Genomic DNA, 20,386 nt, shown 5'->3' on the forward strand with positions numbered 1-20,386 from the left:
ACGCGTGCAGTGGTTCCTGCTCCCGCTCCGCGTGCAGTGGTTCCTGCTCCCGCTCCGCGTGCAGTGGTTCCTGCTCCCGCTCCGCGTGCAGCGGTCCCTGTTCCCGTCCCGCGTGCAGCGGTCCCTGTTCCCGTCCCGCGTGCAGCGGTCCCCGCTCCCGCTCCGCGTGCAGTGGCCCTCGTTCCCGTCCCGCGCGCAGCGGCCCCCGCCCCCGCCCCGCGTGCGGCGGTCCCCGCCCCCGCCCCGCGCGCAGCGGCCCCCGTCCCGCGCGCGGCAGGCGTAATGATGGAAGGCTTGGGGGTGGGGGCAGTCGGGTACGCGGGGGTGGAGCCGACTGGAAGAGAGGCTGGAGGAGCGCAATGACTCATCCGTATCCCGATCCCGTGCCGCCGAAGCCGTTCCCTGATCCGGACCGGCCCTTCCCCGACCCGGAGCCCGTGCCGCGGCCCGAGCCGCTGCCGTCGCCGGACCCGTCGCCGATCCCGCAGCCGCCGGGGCCGGGGCCGGAGCCGGGGCCCGAGCCGCAGCCCGGGCCGGTCTCCTGATGCCGCGGGCGTGACCTTGTGCGGGGGTGCGCGGGCGACCCGGCCCGCGCGCCCCCGCAGGCATGTCCACGTCCTCCTGAATCGCCGGTGACCGGCGACGTGCTCCCGGCGTAGCGTGGCCTCTTCGAGACCGCGTACGGAGGAGGAGTCGCCCGTGCCCCATTTCGACCTGCCGCTCGACGAACTGCGCCGCTACCGGCCCCGGTTGGTTGACCGAGCCCGAGGACTTCGACGCCTTCTGGGAGAAGAGCCTGCTGGAAGCGCGCGCGTACGGGCTCGACGCGCGGTTCGAGCCCGTACGGCTGCCGTTGCCGGGCGTGCGGGTGTTCGACGTGACGTATGCGGGATTCGGCGGGCATCCGGTCAAGGGGTGGCTCGTCCTTCCCGCGGGGGCCGAGGAACCGTTGCCCGCCGTCGTCGAGTACATCGGGTACGGGGGCGGGCGCGGCCTGCCCCATATGCATCTGCTGTGGGCCGCCGCGGGGTTCGCGCACTTCGTGATGGACACCCGGGGGCAGGGCAGCGGCGGCTGGGCGCAGGGCGACACCCCTGATCCGGTGGGCAGCGGGCCCGCCCACCCCGGATATCTGACCCGCGGCATCGAGGATCCGCACGACTACTACTACCGGCGTGTGTTCGTCGACGCGGTACGGGCCGTGGAGGCGGTCCGCAGCCACCCGCTCGTCGACGCCTCGCGGCTCGCCGCGCTCGGCGCGAGCCAGGGCGGCGGCATCGCCCTCGCGGTCGCCGCGCTGGTGCCCGATCTCGCCGCCGTCGCCCCCGACGTGCCGTTCCTCTGCGACTTCCCGCGCGCCGCGACCCTCACCGACCGGGCGCCGTACAGCGAGATCGGCCTCTATCTGAAGGCGCGCAGGGGCGGCGAGGAGCGGGTGTTCCGGACCCTGTCGTACTTCGACGGCGTGCACTTCGCGGCCAGGGGGCGGGCGCCCGCGCTGTTCTCCGCGGCACTGCAGGACCAGACGTGCCCGCCGTCCACGGTGTTCGCCGCCTTCAACGCGTACGCGGGGCGGGAGCGTGCCATGGAGGTGTACTCCTTCAACGATCACGAGGGAGGCGGCCCCTACCAGCAGGGAGTGCAACTCCGGTGGCTGCCGCGGCACTTGAGGGAGTGAACGCCTCAACTCCCGTCCTGAATCGCGGTCTTGTCAGCGTTCGGCGCACCCGCTAACTTGCGGGCTTGTCCTGTGTCCGACATGTGCAATCCGTGATGACGTGTGTCTGAGGGAGCTCCCATGGCCGTACGTGGTCGACACCGCCGGTATCAGCCGAACCGCATCAACCGCGCGTCGCTGACCGTCACGGCGGGCGGCGCCGGCATGGCGCTCCCGCTGACCGTCGCGGGCACCGCGGGCGCGGCCGACGTCGACACCTGGAACAAGGTGGCGGCCTGCGAGTCCACCAACAACTGGAGCATCAACACCGGCAACGGCTACTACGGCGGGCTCCAGTTCAAGCAGTCCACCTGGGAGGCGTACGGCGGCACCGCCTACGCCCCGCGTGCCGACCGGGCCACCAAGGCCCAGCAGATCGCCGTCGCCGAGAAGGTCCTCGACGCGCAGGGCCCCGGGGCCTGGCCGGTCTGCTCGGGCAAGGCGGGCCTGACGCGCGGGGGCGGCACACCGGACGTGACGCCGGTCGCCGCCAAGGAGCGGCCGAAGCCGAAGCGGGACGTCAAGGACGTCAAGCCGGAGGTGACTCCGCAGTCCACCGCGGGCACCGCCGAGATGTACACCGTGGTGCGCGGCGACACCCTCTCCGGGATCGCCGCCGACCGTCATGTCCGCGGCGGCTGGCAGCAGTTGTACGACACCAACCGGCGCGTCATCGGCGGCGACCCCGATCTGATCACGCCGGGGCAGCGGCTCTCGGTGCACGGCACGGGAGCGGGCAAGCGACCGGCCGACGACAGGGCGCGCGAGCGCGAGCGGGCACAGGAGCGCGGCCGGGGGAAGGCCGAGGAGAAGGCCAAGGAAAGGGCCGAGGAGAAGGCCAGGGCCGAGGCCAGGGAGAAGGCACGGGAGAAGGCCGAGCAGCAGCGGGCCGAGGCGAAGAAGGAAGCCGCCGCGAAGGAGCGGGCCAAGGAGCGGGCGAAGGAACGCGCCAAGGAACGCGCCAAGGAACAGGCCCGCCCCGCCACGTCGCCCGCCGCCTCCGCACCCGTGGCCGCCTCGCCCAGCACGCCCTACCGCGCGGCGGGCGGCTCCTGGTCGAAGGGCTACCACACGGGCGTCGACTTCCCGGTGCCCACCGGCACTTCGGTGAAGGCGGTCGCCGCGGGCCAGGTCGTCTCGGCGGGCTGGGGCGGCAGCTACGGCTACCAGGTGGTCATACGCCACACCGACGGAAAGTACAGCCAGTACGGCCATCTCTCGGCGCTCTCGGTGAAGGCCGGGCAGAAGGTGGGCGCCGGGCAGCGCATCGCGCGGTCGGGCTCCACCGGCAACAGCACGGGCCCGCATCTGCACTTCGAGGTGCGGACGGGGCCCGGCTTCGGTTCGGACATCGACCCGCTGGCGTATCTGCGGGCGCGGGGCGTACGGATCTGACCGGCCGCCCGGGGGCGCTCGTGCGGGGCGCGTATCCGATCGTCACGCAGGGCGCGGGGCGGCGCCCCGCGTGACGATCAGGACCCGATCCGCTGCTGCTTGTGCAGCGGATACCGGGGCAGGGGCGTGCAACGCACCCGGACCGTCGCGTGCTGCGCCGGGACCGCGGGCAGGGGGTCGAGCGACGGGCGCGGCGAGCGCTGCCCGCCCTGCCCGCCCTGCTCACGCACGCCCTTCGGCGGTCCGCCGGCCGTCCGCACGGACGTGGCCTCCGGCGCCGTCACAGTCGAGGCGTCCGGCGTTGGCAGGGCGTCCGACGTCGGTGTCGGCAGGGCGTCCGGCTTCGGCAGCGGCCCCTCCGCCACCTTCACGCTCTCCGTGCCGCGCGCGGCGCCGATCCGCTCCGTGGTGAGCAGGATCAGGCCGCCCGCGGCGACGACACCGCAGCCGAGGGCGATGACGGTGCCCGTGGTGCCGTAGCGGAAGGATTCTCCGAACAGGGTCAGGCCGACCGCCGCCGCGACGACCGGGTTCACGACCGTCACCGTGGACAGCGGCGCCGCGAGCCCCGCGCCCCGGTAGGACGCCTGCGAGATCAGCACACCGGCCGCCGCGAGCACGGCGATCACCCCGAGGCTCGGGAGCTGTTCGACGAGCGCGACGTTCCGGTCCCAGTCGACCGCCACCGTCTTGGTGAACACCGAGGCGATGCCGAACGCCGCACCGGCCGCGCAGGCCAGGAGCACGCTGCGGACCACCGGGTGCCGGTGCACCGCGTGCGCCGCCACCATCAGGGCGAGCACGCCGCCGCCGGTGACGAGCGCCAGCATCATGCGCTCCGCGCCGTCCAGGGACTGTGAGCCGGACGCCGAGGTCAGCGAGAGCAGCCCCGCGAGGCCCACCGTCGCCATGATCGCGCCGCGCCACGCGGTGGCCCCGGCCCTGCGGCGTACGAACAGGGCCGCCATCGGAAGCGCGAAGACGATGGTCAGCGCGCCCAGCGGCTGCACCAGGCTGAGCGGGCCGTAGGCGAGGGCCACCACGTGCAGCAGCGCGCCCAGGCCGTTGAGGCCGATCGCGGTCCACCAGACGCCGCGGCGCAGCGGTGCGTACCGCCGCTCCGGCGTGCTCGCCGCCACGCGCTCCTGGAGGATCGCACCGCCCGCGTACGCCACGGCGGAGACGAGGGAGAGCAGCACGGACAGCGCGAGGGCACTCATGAGGTGCTCCACGACGTGCGGTGCGCGCGGTGATCCCGGCGAGGCGAACGGTCGGCTTCCATGCTGACAACGATCCCTCGCGAACGGCCTCACGTCGTCGTACCTGAGCAGGCAATCGGTCCTACTACCGATGGAGTACGACCCCACCTTCGTCCTCCCCAGGGCGGGCTACCCCTTAGGGACGGAAGGAGAGGGAAGGAGGGGGACCCGGCGGGGGCGGACGGCGCCGGGCTTGCTTCACTGCTGTCGTGACCACCCTCATCGACCTGGCAGAACTCGGTTCCGTCGGCGGATTCTTCGCCCTGCGCGAGGGGCCGCCGATCGGCAGTGGCGCCGTTCCGTTCGCGGAGATATACGCGGCGCGACCGGCACCCCGCCCCGCACCGCCGCGATCAGCCCCTACGGCATCCCCGGAGGGGCCCGGCGACGACCCCCTCGCGTTCCGCGTGGACAAGGTCGGGCGGCGGCTCGGCGCCCCCGAGGACCGCATCGCGGTGTCCGTGGCCCAGCTCGGGCTCGCGGCCCGGCTGTGGTCCGTGGCGCTCGGTTCGGCCGCGCTGTACGGGGCCGTGCCCGACCTCGATCCCACGCTGCTGCACTGGGACGCCGACGGCACCTCGCCCGACGACCTGTGGCTGACGGACCTGCGCACCCTGCCCGGGGACCCGGGAACCCTCAGGGACGTCGTGCAGCACGGGCACTTGGCGCCCCTCGCCGCCGCGCTGCGCGGCCGGTACCGGATCTCCGCCCGGCTCCTGTGGGGCAACGCGGGCTCCGCGCTCGCGGGCGCCGTACGCGAACTGGACGGGTGGGCGGCGCGCACCGGCCGCCCCGACGTGCGCGAGCGGGCCGCCGCTCTCGCCGCCGCGCTCTTCGACCACCCCGATCTGCGCGGCACCGGCACGCTCGACGGCACCGCGTTCCGGCGCCGCAGCTGCTGCCTCTACTACCGGTGCCCGAGTGGCGGCGTCTGCGGCGACTGCTGCTTCGAACGGCCGCCGCAGCGGTCTTCCCCCGGGGCGTCGTCTGGGTGACCATGAGGGGGCGCGGCCGACATCAGGCGGACGACGGAGGGTTCCCCGTGAAAGTGGGACTGCTCACCCGGGAGTACCCGCCCGATGTCTACGGCGGCGCCGGAGTCCATGTCGAGTTCCTCGCCCGGGAGTTGCGCTCCCTAGCCGACGTCGACGTGCACTGCTGGGGAGCGGGCGGCGCGGTCGACGGCGTGCGGCGGCACCGGGCCTGGCCCGCGCTCGACGACGCCAACGACGCGCTGCGCACCTTCTCCGTGGACCTGTCGATGGCCGCGGCCCTCGCCGGCCGCGACCTCGTCCACTCGCACACCTGGTACGCCAACCTCGCGGGACACGTCGGCAAGCTCCTGCACGGCATCCCGCACGTGATGACCTCGCACTCCCTCGAGCCCCTGCGGCCCTGGAAGGCCGAGCAACTGGGCGGCGGATACGCCCTGTCGAGCTGGGCCGAGCGCACCGCCGCCGAGGCCGCGGACGCCGTCGTCGCCGTGTCGGGCGCCATGCGCGACGACCTCCTCGCCTGCTATCCCGCGATCGACCCGGCGAAGGTCCGCGTCGTCCACAACGGCATCGACACCTCTCTGTACCGCCCCGACCCCGGCACGGACGTCCTCGAAGGGCTCGGCATCGACCCCGACCGGCCGTACGTCCTGTTCGTCGGCCGCATCACCCGGCAGAAGGGCGTGCCCCATCTGCTGCGCGCCGCCCGGTGGCTGGACCGCGACGTGCAGCTCGTGCTGTGCGCGGGGGCGCCCGACACCCCGGAGATCGACGCCGAGTTCCGTACGCTCTTCGAGGAGCTGAGCCGCGCCCGCGCGGGCGTGCGGTGGATCCCGCAGATGCTGCCGCGCCCCGATGTCGTCCAACTCCTCACCCATGCCGCGGTGTTCGCCTGCCCCTCGGTGTACGAGCCGTTGGGCATCGTCAACCTGGAGGCGATGGCCTGCGGCACCGCCGTCGTCGCCTCGCGGGTCGGCGGCATCCCCGAGGTCGTCCAGGACGGCACGACGGGGCTGCTCGTCCCGTACGAGGACAAGGACCAGGAAGGCTTCGAGCGCGACCTCGGGCGCCTCCTGAACCGGGTGGCCACCGACCCGGAGCGGGCCGGGGCGATGGGCAGGGCCGGGCGTTACCGCGCGGTCAGGGAGTTCGGCTGGGACGCGGTCGCCCGGCGCACGGTCGAGGTGTACGAGGAGATCCTGCACGCCGACAGATAGCCGACAAGTAGGGGGCTGGGATGCGCGGTCGACCTTCGGTGCTCGGAATCGTGCTCGCCGGCGGGGAGGGCAAGCGGCTGATGCCGCTCACCGCCGACCGGGCCAAACCCGCCGTCACGTTCGGCGGGACGTACCGCCTCGTCGACTTCGTCCTCTCCAACCTCGTCAACGGCGACATCCTGCGCATCTGCGTCCTCACGCAGTACAAGTCGCACTCCCTGGACCGGCATGTGACGACGACGTGGCGCATGTCGAGCCTGCTCGGCAACTACGTCACGCCCGTGCCCGCCCAGCAGCGCCTGGGCCCGCGCTGGTACTCGGGCAGCGCCGACGCCATCCTGCAGTCCCTCAACCTCGTCCACGATGAACAGCCCGACTACATCGCGGTGTTCGGCGCCGACCACGTCTACCGCATGGACCCGCGCCAGATGCTCAAGCAGCACATCGACAACGGCGCCGCCGTGACCGTCGCGGGGATCAGGGTGCCGCGCGCCGACGCGTCGTCGTTCGGCGTCATCACGCCCGCGCGCGACGGGACGAGGGTGGAGAGCTTCCTCGAAAAGCCCGCCGACCCTCCCGGTCTGCCGGGCGCCCCGCACCAGGTCTTCGCCTCGATGGGCAACTACCTCTTCACCACCAAGACCCTCGTCGACACCCTCCAACAGGACGCCGAGGACGAGCAGTCGGCGCACGACATGGGCGGCTCCATCCTGCCCCTGCTGACCGAGCGCGGCCTTGCCCAGGTGTACGACTTCGACGGCAACCACGTCCCCGGCGAGACCCCGCGCGACCACGGCTACTGGCGTGACGTCGGCACCCTCGACTCGTACTACGAAGCCCACATGGACCTGATCTCCGACCACCCCGTCTTCAACCTGGACAACCGGCGCTGGCCCATCTACACCCACTCCGGCGGCCTGCCGCCCGCCAAGTTCTGCGCGGGCGGCATCGCGGGCGAGTCCATCGTCAGCCCCGGCTGCGTCATCCGCGGCCAGGTCACCCGCTCCGTCCTCTCGCCCGGCGTGAGCGTCGAGGAGGGCGCGGTCGTGCAGGGCTCCGTCCTCCACGACAACGTGCGCGTGGGGCGCGGCGCGGTGGTGCGGGGCGCCGTCCTCGACAAGAACGTCGACGTGCCGCCGGGGGCGACGATCGGGGTCAACCCGGAGCGGGACGCGGAGCTGTACACGGTGTCCAAGGCAGGGGTGATCGCCCTGGGGAAAGGGCAGTTGGTGCCGGTGTGAGAGCGGCGGCCGCCCACGTCGCGCCGAGCGTTCAGAGCACCCGCCGTCTCCGGCCCAGCCATGTCCGGGCGATCACCACCACCGCCAGGAACGCGCCGCTGACGACCTGTTGGTACGCCGAGTCGAGCGAGCCGATCTGGTTGATCACGTTCTGGACCACCTTCAGGAGCAGCACGCCCACCAACGACCCGCTGCCGGGCTGCGCGAGCTCCTGACGACGAGGTCCCCGGTCCGCCCGCGTGGGCGGACCGGGGGCTTCCGCCGTGCGGTGCACGACCCTTGACGGGTATGCGTGGCCGACTCAAGAATGAGCGCGACATATGACCTGACAACGTTGTCGGACGGATTCTCGGGAGGCGTTCCCCCGCATGAGATGGACCCAACGGCTGCGCGGCGCGGGAACGGTGGCCCTGACGGCCGCGCTCCTGGGCGGCGCCCTCGCGATCCCGTCGGCGGAGGCCGCCGCCCCGCGCCCCGGCCGCCTCACCGACCTGGTCAACCCGTTCATCGGCACCGAGAACGAGGGCAACACCTACCCGGGCGCCGCCGTCCCCTTCGGCATGGTGCAGTTCTCGCCCGACACCGGGCACAACACCGGCTACGACCACTCCGACACCCACATCCGCGGCTTCTCCACGGTGCACCTGTCCGGAGTGGGCTGCGGGCTCGGCGGGGATCTGCCGGTGCTGCCCACGACCGGCGACGTGACGGAGACCGACTACGCGAAGTACGCCGCCGAGTTCAGCCACGACGACGAGAGCGCGAGCCCGGGCCGCTACCGGGTCGGCCTCGAGGGCGGCATCGACGCGGAGCTGACCGCGACGCGGCGCACCGGCGTGCAGCGCTACACCTTCCCCGCCACCGACAAGGCCAACGTCCTCCTGAACGCGGGCCAGTCGCTGCACAAGACCGTGCGCACGAAGGTCGAGATCCTCGACAGCCGCACGGTGCGCACCTCCCTCACCGGCAGCGGCTTCTGCCAGGACACCGAGCCGTACACGCTGCACACGATCACCCGCTTCGACCGGCCCTTCACGACGGCGGGCACCTGGAAGGGCGGCACCGTCACGGCCGGCTCGAAGACGTCGTCGGCGGGCGCGGAACGCAATGGCGCGTACGTCCGCTTCGACACCACGAAGGACCGCACCGTCGAGGCGACGACCGCCCTCTCGTACGTGGACGCCAAGGGCGCGGCGCTCAACCTCCGTGCCGAGGGCGGGCGTTCGTACGACCGCGTGGCCGAGGCGGCACGGGACGCCTGGGAGGACCGGCTCGACGACGTGCGGGTCAAGGGCGGCAGCGAGACCGTGCGCCGCACCTTCTACTCGTCCCTCTACCGCTCGTTCCTCGCACCGAACATCGGCAGCGACGTCGACGGCCGCTACACCGGATGGGACCAACGGGTCCACCGCGCCAAGGACTTCACGTACTACCAGAACTGGTCCCTGTGGGACACCTACCGCACCCAGGCGCAGCTCCTCGCCCTGCTCGCGCCGCGCGAGTCCCGCGACATGGCGCTCTCCGTCCTGAAGATCGACGAGGAGAGCGGCTGGCTGCCCAAGTGGGGCCACGGCACGGTCGAGGCGAACATCATGACCGGCGACCCGGTCACGCCGTTCCTCACCAATGCGTATCAGCAGGGCCTGCTCAAAGGGCATGAGGAAGAGGCGTACCGGGCGCTGAAGAAGAACGCGGACGGGGTGCCGCCCGCCGACTCACCGGCGGTCGGGCGCGAGGCCAACAAGGAGTATCTGGCCAACGGATACGCCCCGTACATCAAGGGCCGCCCGCACGCCAAGCCCGGCGACTCCGACTACGACCACGGCGCGTCCGCGACGCTCGAATACGCGCTGTCCGACGCGATGCTCGGCCGGATGGCACGCGACCTCGGGCACGAGGACGACGCGAAGCGGTATGCGGAGCGGGCGCAGAACTACCGGAGGATCTTCGACGGTTCGACCGGATTCTTCCGTGCGCGCGATGCCGCGGGGGCCTTCACGGGACCCGTCGATCCGGCCAAGAGCGAGGGCTTCCACGAGGGCACGTCCTGGCAGTACCAGTGGCTGGTGCCGCAGGACCTGCCCGGCATGGTGGGCCTGATCGGCGGCAAGAAGGCGGCGGGCGAGCGGCTCGACTCCTTCTTCGCGTACGAGCAGTTGCTCAAGGATCCGGCGAGGACGGCCCGCGAGGTGTGGGTCAACGGCCCCTACGACTACTACAACGCCGACAAGTACAACCCGCAGAACGAGCCCGACCTCATCGCCCCGTACACCTATCTCTCGACGGGCCAGCCGTGGAAGACGACGGACGTGGTGCACGCCGCGCTCACCCTCTTCACGGACACCCCGACCGGCATGACCGGAAACGACGACCTCGGCACGATGTCCGCCTGGAACGTGCTGTCCTCGATCGGCGTCTTCCCGGTCCAGCCGGGGACGGACACCTGGGGGCTCTCGACGCCCGTCTTCGAGCGCGTGGACATCCGGCTCGACCGCCGCTCCTACCCGCACGGCGCGCTGACGGTGCGGGCGCCGGGCACGTCCGGCACCCGGCGGTACATCCAGTCGGCGCGGACCGACGGGGCCGCCCTTGAGAAGACGTATCTGACCACCGACGACATCCGCGACACCCGCGAACTCTCCTTCACGGTGGGGACGGAGCCCTCCGCGTGGGGCACGTCGGAAGGGGCGGCGCCTCCCGCGGTGAAGTGACGGTGCCGTTCGCGCCACCCGAAGCGACCGTTCACTTTTGCACCACATGAGTCACATAGGGCCCGCCTCTCTCCGGGAGGCGGGTCTTAATCTGTTGTTAACTCAGCGTATCTTGATCGTACTTGACTGTAATTGCCGAGCGGCGATTGACTGCGAGCTCGCCATCCCCCGCATCGACCCCCGACGCGAGAGCGAGCCATTGACTTCAACGCCTGCTGAGACCTCCGACCTGCTCGCACCTCTCGATCTGGCCTTCTGGAACATAGAGACCGCCGAACACCCCATGCACATCGGGGCGCTCGGCGTCTTCGAGGCCGGTGAGCCCGACGCGGCGGAGCGCGCCGCCGGGCTCCTCGCGGCACGCGCGGAGGGCGTGCCGGGACTTCGCATGCGCATACGTTCCGTGTGGCTGCCCTTCGGCGGCGCGACCCGCGCCCCGGTGTTCGCCTTCGACCCGTTCGACCACGTGCGGATCACCGGCCCGACGCGGGACTTCCACGCCGCGGCGGGGGAGCTGATGCAGCGCCCCCTCGACCGTGCCAAGCCGCCGTGGGAGGCGCACGTCCTGCCGGGCGCCGACGGCACGTCCTTCGGCGTGCTCTTCAAGTTCCACCACGCGCTCGCCGACGGGCTGCGCGCGCTGACCCTCGGCGCGGCCCTCCTCGACCCGGTCGACCTGCCCGCGTCCCGGCCAAGGCCCCCGGCGCCCGCCACCGCCCGGCGGCCCCTGCCGGACCCGCGCAGGCTGCCGGGACTCGTCCGCGACACCGTCGCGGACGTCGGCCAGGCCCTCGGCATCGGCACGTCCGTGGCGCGCGCGACCCTCGGCGTACGCTCGTCGGCCTCCTTCACCTCGGCCGCCACGGGCACCCGCCGCACCGCGGGCGTCGTCCTCGACCTGGACGAGGTGCACCAGGTGCGCAAGGCGGTGGGCGGCACCGTCAACGACGTACTGATCGCGGTGGTGGCCGGCGCCCTGCGCCGCTGGCTCGACGCACGCGGCGACTGCAGCGAGGGCGTCGAACCGCGCGCCCTGATCCCCGTCTCGCGGCGCCGCCCGCGCACCGCGCAGCCGCCCGGCAACCGGCTCTCCGGCTATCTCGTGCGCCTCCCGGTCAGCGACGAGGACCCGCTGGTCAGGCTGCGCAGCGTGCGCACCGCCATGGACCGCAACAAGGACGCGGGGCCCGAGCGCGGCGCGGGGGCCGTCGCGCTGCTCGCCGAGCGCGTGCCGCCGCTCGGGCACCGGATCGGCGGCCCCGTCGTCGCGCAGGCCGCCCGGCTGCTCTTCGACATCCTCGTCACCAGCGTCCCGCTGCCCGGCGTCGGACTGCGCCTCGGCGGCTGCCCGCTCGCCGAGGTCTACCCCTTCGCGCCGCTCGCCAGGGGCCAGTCGCTCGCCGTCGCCGTGTCCACCTACCGGGGGCGGGTGCACTACGGCCTGGTCGCGGACGCCGCCGCCGTGCCCGACCTGGACCTCCTCGCGAACAGCGTGCGCAGGGAGATCGACGACCTCGTGGCGCTGTGCGCGAACGGCGCGGGTTTGGTGACCGGGCCCCGCGCTACGTAAAGTTGCGCTTTTGGAGCTCCCGCGGACGACCCGATGCGCCGCGGCACGGAATGACACGAGGACAGCGGCGATGACGGTGACAGACGAAAGCCAGGAGGGGACCGTCGCGCACGAAGCGTACGGCCCCGGCATCGACCCGGACCGCCTCGCCGTCTGCCTCGCCGTGCTCGACGAGCTGGACAAGCTGGACGTGGACCACCCGGACGCGATCGCGGTGCGCCGCGCCACCGCCGGGATCTACCGGACGGTCAAGCAGCGCCGCCGCCAGGAGCGCCGCGCCGCCAAGACCGCCCACGACAAGGCGGTCACCGAGGCCACCGCGACCGGCTCCGCGCAGCGCATCGACGACGAGACCGAGGGCCTGCTGCCCTCCTCGCAGACCGAGGAGGGCAGGATCGCGGGGATACTCCAGCGCCCGCGCTCCTGCTACACCTGCAAGACCCGGTACGTGGAAGTCGACTACTTCTACCACCAGCTCTGTCCCGACTGCGCCCGCCTGAACCGGTCCAAGCGCGACGCCCGCGCCGACCTCACCGGCAAGCGCGCCCTGCTCACCGGCGGCCGCGCCAAGATCGGCATGTACATCGCGCTGCGCCTCCTGCGTGACGGCGCCCACACGACCATCACGACCCGGTTCCCCAAGGACGCCATCCGCCGCTTCAAGGCGATGGACGACTCGGCGGACTGGCTGCACCGCCTGGAGGTCGTCGGCATCGACCTGCGCGACCCGGCGCAGTCCGTGGCCCTCGCCGAGCGGGTCACCGCGGCGGGCCCCCTCGACATCCTGATCAACAACGCGACGCAGACCGTGCGCCGCCTGCCCTCGGCGTACGCCGCCCTGGTCGACGGCGAGAGCGCGCCGCTGCCCGCCGGGGAGCTGCCCGCCCACTCCGTCATCGGCGCCTTCAACTCCGGCGCGGTTGACGGCCTCGCCGCGCTGCCCGTCGGCACCAGCGGCCTGGACGCCCAGCAGGTCGCCGACCTCGCGCTCGTCGCGGGCAACGCCAGCGTCGCCCGGCACCTCGACGGTACGGCCATCGACGCGGGCGGCCTCGTCCCGGACGTCGTCGACAGCAACACCTGGGTGCAGACCATCGAGCAGATCTCCCCGGTGGAGCTGCTCGAGACCCAGCTGTGCAACTACACCTCGCCGTTCATCCTGATCAGCGCGCTGCGCTCGGCGATGGCCGACGCCGCGAAGAAGGCGTCCAGCGGACGCGCCTACATCGTCAACGTCTCCGCGATGGAGGGCGTCTTCGGCCGCGGCTACAAGGGCGCGGGCCACCCGAACACGAACGCCGCGAAGGCCGCGATGAACATGGTGACGCGGACCAGCGCCCAGGAGATGTTCCAGACCGACGGCATCCTGATGACCTCGGTCGACACCGGCTGGATCACCGACGAGCGCCCGCACTACGACAAGCTGCGGCTGGCCGAGGAGGGCTTCCACGCCCCGCTCGACCTGATCGACGGCGCGGCCCGCGTGTACGACCCGGTCGTGTGCGGCGAGGCCGGTCAGGACCTGTACGGCGTCTTCATGAAGGACTACGCGCCCGGCAAGTGGTAGGGCACGGAGGGTGGCGTCGGCCGCCCCCGAACCTGCTGCGCACCTGAGGCCGCCCCGCTCGCCGGGGCGGCCTTTTTCGCGCCAGTCGTACGTGATTTTCACGCCAGTCGTACGCGATGCAGTGGGCGCCGTCCGCACCCGCGCCCGTCACGGACGGTGACCCCGACGTGCTTCACCGTGCCCGGCGGTGCACGGTCCCGCGGGTTGTGGATCCCGTGCGCGTGCGCAGGGCCCTTGAGCCCGTCCGGTCCCGGCGGCCCGCACATGTCTGGTGAGGCGCCATTGTCCGGAATTTACCCAAGCTTTGAGCCCCATCGAGCGCGGCCGCGCTCATTTGGTTAACCTGGGGCGAACGGGCGGCCACGAGGGATCCACAAACATTCCTCGGCCGCCCCGGGACAGGCTGGCAACCACAGCCGCGGTCCCGCCAGGAAAACGGCGCCACCGCGACCGAACTGCCCATGCCCTTCCGTTACGCGACACAAAGGAGTGCGCGGTGACACCAGATCTGACGAAGCAGGAAAAGCGGCCGGCGGAACGCGGCGGCGAGCGGGCCGGACGGCCCCAGAAGCTCCGCAACCTCGAGGCGTGGGCCAAAGCGGCCCCGATCCGCCTGGCAGGCTACGAGGACGACCTCGCCGAGCCGCACATCCTGCCCGGCATCGACTGATCCGGCTCTCCGGCATCGCTCGATCCGGTAGGAGACCCGGTCCACGACCGGTCCGCTTCGCCCCTGTGCCCCCGCCTCTCCGGCGGGGGCACAGGTGTTTCCCGGTACGGTCGGCCATCCCCTCCGCGGCCGTCCGCGCCGCACGCGGCGGCGGGCCGAGCGTCATCGGCACGCGCTCGCTCCGCCGCTGCGCCGTGTGATCCACGACGCGGAAACTACAAGAGGTCAGGTCAGTTGACCATCCCGCCTCGTCGGGGCCCGGGGATTCATCCGATGGCTCTTCAGAAATGTCCAAGACCCGGTGGGGGAAGGTGCATTGACACCTCTTCGGAGCGCTTGAATCATCGGACCTCATGACCGAACTGCGTTCGCTCTTCGCGCTCCGGCGGCCCGGCGGGTCCCGATGGTCCCGATGGTCCGGGTGGTCCCAGCAGCCAGGCCGGTCCCGGTGGTCCCGCGCTGCCGCCGCCTCCGTCGCCCTGCTGCTCCTCGCGGCGCCGGTCCCGTCCGCAGGGGCCGCCGACACGGAACCGCCGCGGATGCCGCGCACCGTCCCCGCCCTGACCGACTGGACGCCCGCCGACGGCAGTTACCACTACGGCCCCGGCACCCGGATCGTCGCGCGTGACCCCGCGTCGCGGCGCGTCGCCGACACGCTCGCCGACGACCTCGCCGCCGCGGGCAGGGGCGCCGTGCGGATCACCGGCGGCGGCGCAAGGGCCGGGGACATCGTCATCGACGTCGACCGCACGCGGCGACCGCTCGGCGCAGAGGGCTATGAACTCCGCGCGGGCAGGCGCCTGGAGATCACCGGCGCGCGCGAGGCCGGTGCCTTCTACGGCACACGGACGCTGCTCCAGCTGCTCGCCGGGGGCGACCGCGTGCCGGGCGGGCGCACGGTCGACGTGCCGCGGTACAAGGAGCGCGGCGTCGGCGTCTGCGCCTGCTACATCCACATCTCCACGCCCTGGCTGGAGAACCTGGTGCGCGACATGGCGTACCGCAAGCAGAACCAGCTGCTCCTCGAACTGAAGGTGCGCAGCGACAAGCACCCCGAGGCCAACTCCTGGGGCTACTACACCAAGAGGGAGATCCGCCGCCTCGTCGCCCTCGGCGCGAAGTACCACGTCACGATCGTCCCGGAGATCAACTCCCCGGGGCACCTGGACCCTTGGCTGGAGAAGCGTCCCGACCTGCAGCTCACCGACTCCGAAGGGACGCGGCAGCCCTCGCGCCTCGACATCACCAAGGACGCGGCCTTCACCTACTACACGAGCCTCATCGACGAGTACGCGCAGGTCTTCCCCGCCGCCTCCTGGCACATGGGCGCCGACGAGTACATGCTCGGCTCCGACTTCGCCAAGTACCCGCACATCCTGGAGTACGCGAGGAAGAAGTACGGCGCGGACGCCACCCCGCAGGACGCGTTCATCGACTTCGTGAACCGCGTGCACGCCCACGCGGCGGGCAAGGGCAAACGGCTGCGCATCTGGAACGACGGCCTCACCGGCGACAACACCGTCCCCGTGGCGCCCGGCACGACCGTCGAGCACTGGCTCGACGTGCGCACCAAGCCCAGCACCCTCATCCAGCAGGGCCACCCGGTGATGAACGCCGCCTACTCCCTCTACCTCGTCCGCGGCGGCTTCCACACGAACACCGAGAAGCTGTACGACGAGCGCTGGGACCCCCGGGTCTTCGAGGGCGAACGGCTCGCCACCGGCGACGGCGTCACCGGAGCGAAGATCAGCCTGTGGCCCGACAACGGCCGCGGCGAGACCGAGAACGAGGTCGCGGCCGCCATGGCGCTGCCGCTCGCCCATGTCGCGCAGGTCACCTGGGGCGACGCCCACCCCGATCCGACGTACGCGGAGTTCACCGAGCGCGCCACGTCCGTGTCCCACGCGCCCGGTTGGCGTGATCTGACGAAGGTGCCCGTGGCCGACGGGACATACACCCTGCGCGACACCGAGGGGCGTGGTGAGCCCGGCGTCGTCGAGGTGCGGCGCACCGCCGACGGGTATGTGACGCTGCGGTCCACCCGGAGCGGCAGATGCCTGGAGACCCGCAGCGGCAAGCTCACGCTCAACGTGCCGCTCCAGCCGGGCACGGCCGTCACCGAGGAGACCTGCGACCCGGCGAACACGCTCCAACGCTGGCAGCTCGCCGCGGCGGACGGCGGTTACCGGCTCATCAACGCCATCACGCGCATGGCCGCCCATGTGACGGACGACGGGCGGCTCGTGCAGTACCCGACGGACCAACGCCCGCCCGCCGTATGGACCTTGACCGCCCCCTGACCCCCTGCCCCCCTGCCTCAAGGGAGACCCGCATCCCCATGACCGTCAGCAGACGTCTCTTCATGGCCGCCGCCGCGAGTACGGCCGTCGCCGCGTCCAGTGCCTCGATCCCCGCGGTCGCCGCGACGGCCGCCCGCCGCTCCGGCGGCGCCGAACCGCCGTACCGCATCCCCGTCGGCCCCGGCGACTCCCCGGAGTCCGTCGTCGCCAAGGCGTCCCGTGTCCGGCCCACCGCACGGCAGATCGCCTGGCAGAAGCTGGAGCAGACCGCGTTCCTGCACTTCGGGGTCAACACGTTCACGGGCCTCGAATGGGGGACCGGTGACGAGGACCCGGACGTCTTCCAGCCCTCGGGGCTCGACACCGACCAGTGGGCGCGCGCCCTGCGCGACGGCGGCTTCAGGCTCGCCATCCTCACCGTCAAGCACCACGACGGCTTCGTCCTCTACCGGACCCGCTACACCAAGCACGGTGTGGCGAGCAGCAGTTGGCGCGGCGGCAAGGGCGACGTCCTCAGGTCCTTCGCCGATTCGCTGCGGCGGTACGGCATCAAGGTCGGCGTCTACATCTCGCCCGCCGACGAGAACCAGTACCTCGACGGCGTCTACGCCAACGGCAGCAGACGCTCGGCACGCACCATCCCCACCCTGACGCCCGACGACGACCGGGCGGGCGACGATCCGCGCTCCTTCACGCTCGACGCCACCGACTACGGCGCCCACATGCTGAACCAGCTCTACGAAGTGCTCACCGAGTACGGACCTGTCGACGAGGTCTGGTTCGACGGCGCGCAGGGCCGCATCCCGCCGGACAAGGTGGAGACGTACGACTGGGACAGCTGGTACACGCTGATCCGCGCCCTCGCCCCCGACGCCACGATGGCCGTGCGCGGCCCCGACGTGCGCTGGGTCGGCAACGAAGGAGGTCTGGCGCGCGAGAACGAATGGAGCGTCGTCCCCGTCAAGGACTCCGGGAACGGCAGCATCGACTACGCCCTCAGGTACGACGCGCCCGACCAGGGCAGCCGTGAGGCGCTCGCCGAGGCGCGTGCCGTCGCCCAGTACGTGCAGTGGTGGCCCGCCGAGTGCGACGTGTCGATCAGGCCCGGCTGGTTCCACCACGCGGACGAACAGCCCAAGACCGTCGAGCAGTTGACGGACATCTGGTTCCGGTCCGTCGGGCGCAACTCGGTGCTGCTGCTCAACATCCCGCCGGACCGGCGGGGCCTGCTGCCGGACGCGGACGTGGCACGGCTGCGGGAGTTCCGCGAACGGATCCGCAAGGAACTGCCCGAGGACCTCACGCACGGCGCGCGGACCCGGCACGACCGGGCCACCGGCACCGTCACCGTCGACCTCGGCCGGGCCCGCGAGGCCGACCGGATCAGGCTCGCCGAGGACATCCGGCACGGGCAGCAGCTGGAACACGCGGTCATCGAGGCGCGCGTCGGCGACGCCTGGCAGACCGTGACCGAGGTGGACACGGTGGGCGCGAGCCGCGTCCTGAAGCTCCCCGCCGCGGTGACGGCGCGGCGGTGGCGGCTGCGGGTGACGCGGTCGCGGGGCGCCGTGCGGATCGCGGAGTTCGGCCTCTACCGGTCGGAGGTGTGAGAGGACCCGCGTTGACATGCGGGGGAGTGGGTGTCTGTAATGGTGCTCGTGCCGCGTGGCGCCGACCAAAGAGCAGTGGGCAGGTCGGCGACCGGGCGAGCACCTTCACTCAAGGACGACGCCGATGAGTACGTCGTGAGTTCACACCGCCGGGCCTTCGCCTGATCCGTGCGCCTTCGCGCGCCCTCACCACGCCGTTGCGCGTGGCCCCCGCCATGCCGTCATGCGTGGCGCTCCCTCCCCTTCACCGCGCCCGACGCGGCCCCGAACATCCCGTACGGAGAACCGACACCGTCATGCCCACACCCTTCAACCAGTCCGTCATCGACGAGTTCCGAGCCCGCGGCGGCAAGGTCGGCGGCCCCTTCGAGGGCGGCGACCTCCTCCTGCTCACCACGACCGGCGCCAGGTCCGGCAAGCAGCACACCACCCCGCTCGGCTTCCTGCGCGACGGCGGCCTGCTCCTGGTCGTCGGGTCGAACCTCGGCTCGCCCCGGCACCCCGACTGGTACCACAACGTCCTCGCCCGCCCCACGGTGCGCGTGGAACTCGGCACCGAGGAGTTCCAGGCGATCGCCGTCCCCGCCGAGGGGGAGCGCCGCGACCGGCTCTTCGCGCGCGTGGTCGCCGCCGACCCCGGATACGGCGACTACCAGGCACGGACCGACAGGACCCTGCCCGTCGTCGTCCTGGAGCGCCCCGCGCACGAGGCCGACATCCCCGAAGCGGCCGACACCTTCGCGGCCAAGATGCTGCAGGTGCACCTGTGGCTGCGCGGACAGCTGCGGCACGTGCGGGCCGAGACCGACGCGCACTTCGCGGCGCGCGCCGCCCACCAGGGCCCGGGGGAGCCGCCCGCGCCCGGCATCGGACTCCGGATCAGACAGCACTGCCTGGCGTTCTGCGACGCCCTGGAGTTCCACCACACCAGCGAGGACGCACATCTCTTCCCGACCATGGCGGGCTACCACCCGGAGCTGCGCGCGACCTTCGACCGGCTCGCCGAGGAGCACCGCACGGTCGCCCGCATCCAGGGCGAACTGGCCGCGCTCCTCGCGGACATCGGGCACGCGGACCCCGAACGGTTCCGCACCGAACTCGCCCGGATGTCGGAGGAGTTGACGGCCCACCTCGACTACGAGGAGGAGACGCTGCTGCCGATCCTGGCCGAACTGCCGTGGCCTCCCGGGCCGCCGACGGCCTGACCTGCGCTGTTCGGGCACTGTGCAGGCGGTTTGTATCCGGCGTGTATCAGGGAGCGCTCGGCCGCCCGTCGATCCGGCGCCCCGGGGAGCGGCGCGGCCGACGCGCCCGGTGTCTGCCGTATCGTTCCCCTGACCCACCCCAAAACGCCCGTACAGGAGCCATTCGCCCGTGTCCTCACCCGCCTCGCCCGGGGCTCCTTCGCACCCCGCCCGCGTGCTGATGGTGGAGGACGACGACCTGATGCGCCGGTCCTTCACCGTCGCCCTGGAGCGCTACGGCTACGAGATGAAGGCCGCGGCCGACGGCCTCGAAGGGCTCGAACTCTTCCGTGACGAGAGCTTCGACCTGCTGATCCTCGACGTGATGCTGCCCGGCCTCGACGGGATCGGGCTGTGCCGCAGGGTGCGGGAGACCAGCCGGGTGCCCGTCCTGATGATGTCCGCCCGCGGCGACGGGCTCGACGTGGTCGCCGGTCTGGAGGCCGGGGCCGACGACTATGTGGTCAAGCCCGTGGACACGTACGTCCTGGTGGCGCGCATCCGCTCGCTGCTGCGCCGTGCGACCTACGCGCCCGCTCCCGTGCCCGGCCGGACCGGGGCCGAGGGGCCGCCCGCCGAGGGCGAGATGCTGGTGTTCGGGGACCTGAGCATCGACACCGCGGGGATGGAAGTGCAGCTCGCGGGCAGCCCGGTGGCGCTCACCCCGACCGAGCTGAAACTGCTCCTGGAGTTCGCCGCCCACCCCGGTGTCGTCCTGGAGAGGCACACCCTGTTGCGCGACGTGTGGGAGTACGGCTGGGACGGCGACAGCCGCGTCGTGGACCTCTGCGTACAGCGGCTGCGCAAGAAGCTGGGCCGGGAGCGGATCGAGACGGTCCGCGGCTTCGGCTACAAGTTCAGGCGCTGAGGACGGTGCGTCCGTTCCACCG

15 protein-coding genes and 2 pseudogenes are annotated in these 20,386 nt (G+C 72.2%); 14 read left to right on the forward strand and 3 right to left on the reverse strand.

The annotated features are described in order from the left end of the window. Positions 1 to 361, reverse strand: a 361-nt coding sequence (locus ACFWZ2_RS20110) for a DUF4573 domain-containing protein (protein ID WP_384547501.1), incomplete at its 3' end; no start/stop codon positions are given. On the opposite strand from ACFWZ2_RS20110, the gene ACFWZ2_RS20115 reads away from it, so the two are divergent. From ACFWZ2_RS20115 to ACFWZ2_RS20125, 3 genes and pseudogenes are all read left to right on the forward strand, one after another. Further along, complete coding sequence (locus tag ACFWZ2_RS20115) at positions 360 to 545, forward strand: hypothetical protein (RefSeq protein WP_384547442.1); 186 nt, start codon at positions 360 to 362, stop codon at positions 543 to 545. The two genes, ACFWZ2_RS20110 and ACFWZ2_RS20115, sit on opposite strands and share 2 nt — an antisense overlap. Before the next feature lie 154 nt (positions 546 to 699). Continuing rightward, positions 700 to 1,678, forward strand: a pseudogene (locus ACFWZ2_RS20120) (acetylxylan esterase). Positions 1,679 to 1,798: 120 nt separating this feature from the next. Then, positions 1,799 to 3,112: a transglycosylase family protein gene (locus tag ACFWZ2_RS20125; RefSeq protein ID WP_384547444.1), complete on the forward strand. Its 1,314-nt coding sequence runs from the start codon at positions 1,799 to 1,801 to the stop codon at positions 3,110 to 3,112. 77 nt (positions 3,113 to 3,189) lie between these two features. Here the strand turns inward: ACFWZ2_RS20125 and ACFWZ2_RS20130 are convergent, their stop codons facing one another. After that, a complete protein-coding gene (locus tag ACFWZ2_RS20130) occupies positions 3,190 to 4,332 on the reverse strand; it encodes a DMT family transporter (RefSeq protein ID WP_384547446.1) in 1,143 nt (380 codons plus the stop codon). A 248-nt stretch (positions 4,333 to 4,580) separates the two neighbouring features. Between ACFWZ2_RS20130 and ACFWZ2_RS20135 the strand changes: the two genes are divergently transcribed. The 3 genes from ACFWZ2_RS20135 to glgC are packed head-to-tail and all read left to right on the forward strand — an operon-like array spanning position 4,581 to position 7,824. Further along, positions 4,581 to 5,366 (forward strand): IucA/IucC family C-terminal-domain containing protein, encoded by a 786-nt coding sequence (locus ACFWZ2_RS20135; protein WP_384547448.1) that lies wholly within the window; start codon positions 4,581 to 4,583, stop codon positions 5,364 to 5,366. 47 nt (positions 5,367 to 5,413) lie between these two features. After that, the gene (glgA, locus tag ACFWZ2_RS20140) at positions 5,414 to 6,583 is read left to right on the forward strand and encodes a glycogen synthase (RefSeq protein WP_384547450.1); all 1,170 of its coding nucleotides are present in this window, start codon (positions 5,414 to 5,416) and stop codon (positions 6,581 to 6,583) included. 20 nt (positions 6,584 to 6,603) lie between these two features. Next, entirely contained in the window at positions 6,604 to 7,824 is a 1,221-nt protein-coding gene (gene glgC, locus ACFWZ2_RS20145; RefSeq protein WP_384547452.1) for a glucose-1-phosphate adenylyltransferase, read from the forward strand. 31 nt (positions 7,825 to 7,855) lie between these two features. Here the strand turns inward: glgC and ACFWZ2_RS20150 are convergent. Continuing rightward, positions 7,856 to 8,017: pseudogene (locus tag ACFWZ2_RS20150) on the reverse strand (ABC transporter permease); the annotation flags it as partial. 175 nt (positions 8,018 to 8,192) lie between these two features. Here ACFWZ2_RS20150 and ACFWZ2_RS20155 point away from each other — a divergent pair. From ACFWZ2_RS20155 to cseB, 8 genes are all read left to right on the forward strand, one after another. Beyond that, complete coding sequence (locus ACFWZ2_RS20155) at positions 8,193 to 10,535, forward strand: GH92 family glycosyl hydrolase (RefSeq protein ID WP_384547455.1); 2,343 nt, start codon at positions 8,193 to 8,195, stop codon at positions 10,533 to 10,535. Between the two features lie 199 nt (positions 10,536 to 10,734). Then, entirely contained in the window at positions 10,735 to 12,105 is a 1,371-nt protein-coding gene (locus ACFWZ2_RS20160) for a wax ester/triacylglycerol synthase family O-acyltransferase (protein ID WP_384547457.1), read from the forward strand. A gap of 70 nt (positions 12,106 to 12,175) precedes the next feature. Continuing rightward, positions 12,176 to 13,672 (forward strand): SDR family NAD(P)-dependent oxidoreductase, encoded by a 1,497-nt coding sequence (locus ACFWZ2_RS20165; RefSeq protein ID WP_384547459.1) that lies wholly within the window; start codon positions 12,176 to 12,178, stop codon positions 13,670 to 13,672. A gap of 496 nt (positions 13,673 to 14,168) precedes the next feature. After that, complete coding sequence (locus ACFWZ2_RS20170) at positions 14,169 to 14,342, forward strand: hypothetical protein (protein WP_384547461.1); 174 nt, start codon at positions 14,169 to 14,171, stop codon at positions 14,340 to 14,342. Positions 14,343 to 14,695: 353 nt separating this feature from the next. Beyond that, a complete protein-coding gene (locus ACFWZ2_RS20175; protein WP_384547463.1) occupies positions 14,696 to 16,642 on the forward strand; it encodes a family 20 glycosylhydrolase in 1,947 nt (648 codons plus the stop codon). A 38-nt stretch (positions 16,643 to 16,680) separates the two neighbouring features. Continuing rightward, positions 16,681 to 18,252 (forward strand): alpha-L-fucosidase, encoded by a 1,572-nt coding sequence (locus ACFWZ2_RS20180; protein WP_384547464.1) that lies wholly within the window; start codon positions 16,681 to 16,683, stop codon positions 18,250 to 18,252. Positions 18,253 to 18,548: 296 nt separating this feature from the next. Next, positions 18,549 to 19,457, forward strand: a complete 909-nt coding sequence (locus tag ACFWZ2_RS20185) for a nitroreductase/quinone reductase family protein (RefSeq protein ID WP_384547466.1) — start codon at positions 18,549 to 18,551, stop codon at positions 19,455 to 19,457. Between the two features lie 220 nt (positions 19,458 to 19,677). Further along, entirely contained in the window at positions 19,678 to 20,364 is a 687-nt protein-coding gene (cseB, locus tag ACFWZ2_RS20190) for a two-component system response regulator CseB (protein ID WP_384547503.1), read from the forward strand. Positions 20,365 to 20,386 lie beyond the last annotated feature (22 nt).

It is taken from the genome of Streptomyces sp. NPDC059002, from assembly GCF_042740435.1.
Lineage (GTDB): Bacteria > Actinomycetota > Actinomycetes > Streptomycetales > Streptomycetaceae > Streptomyces.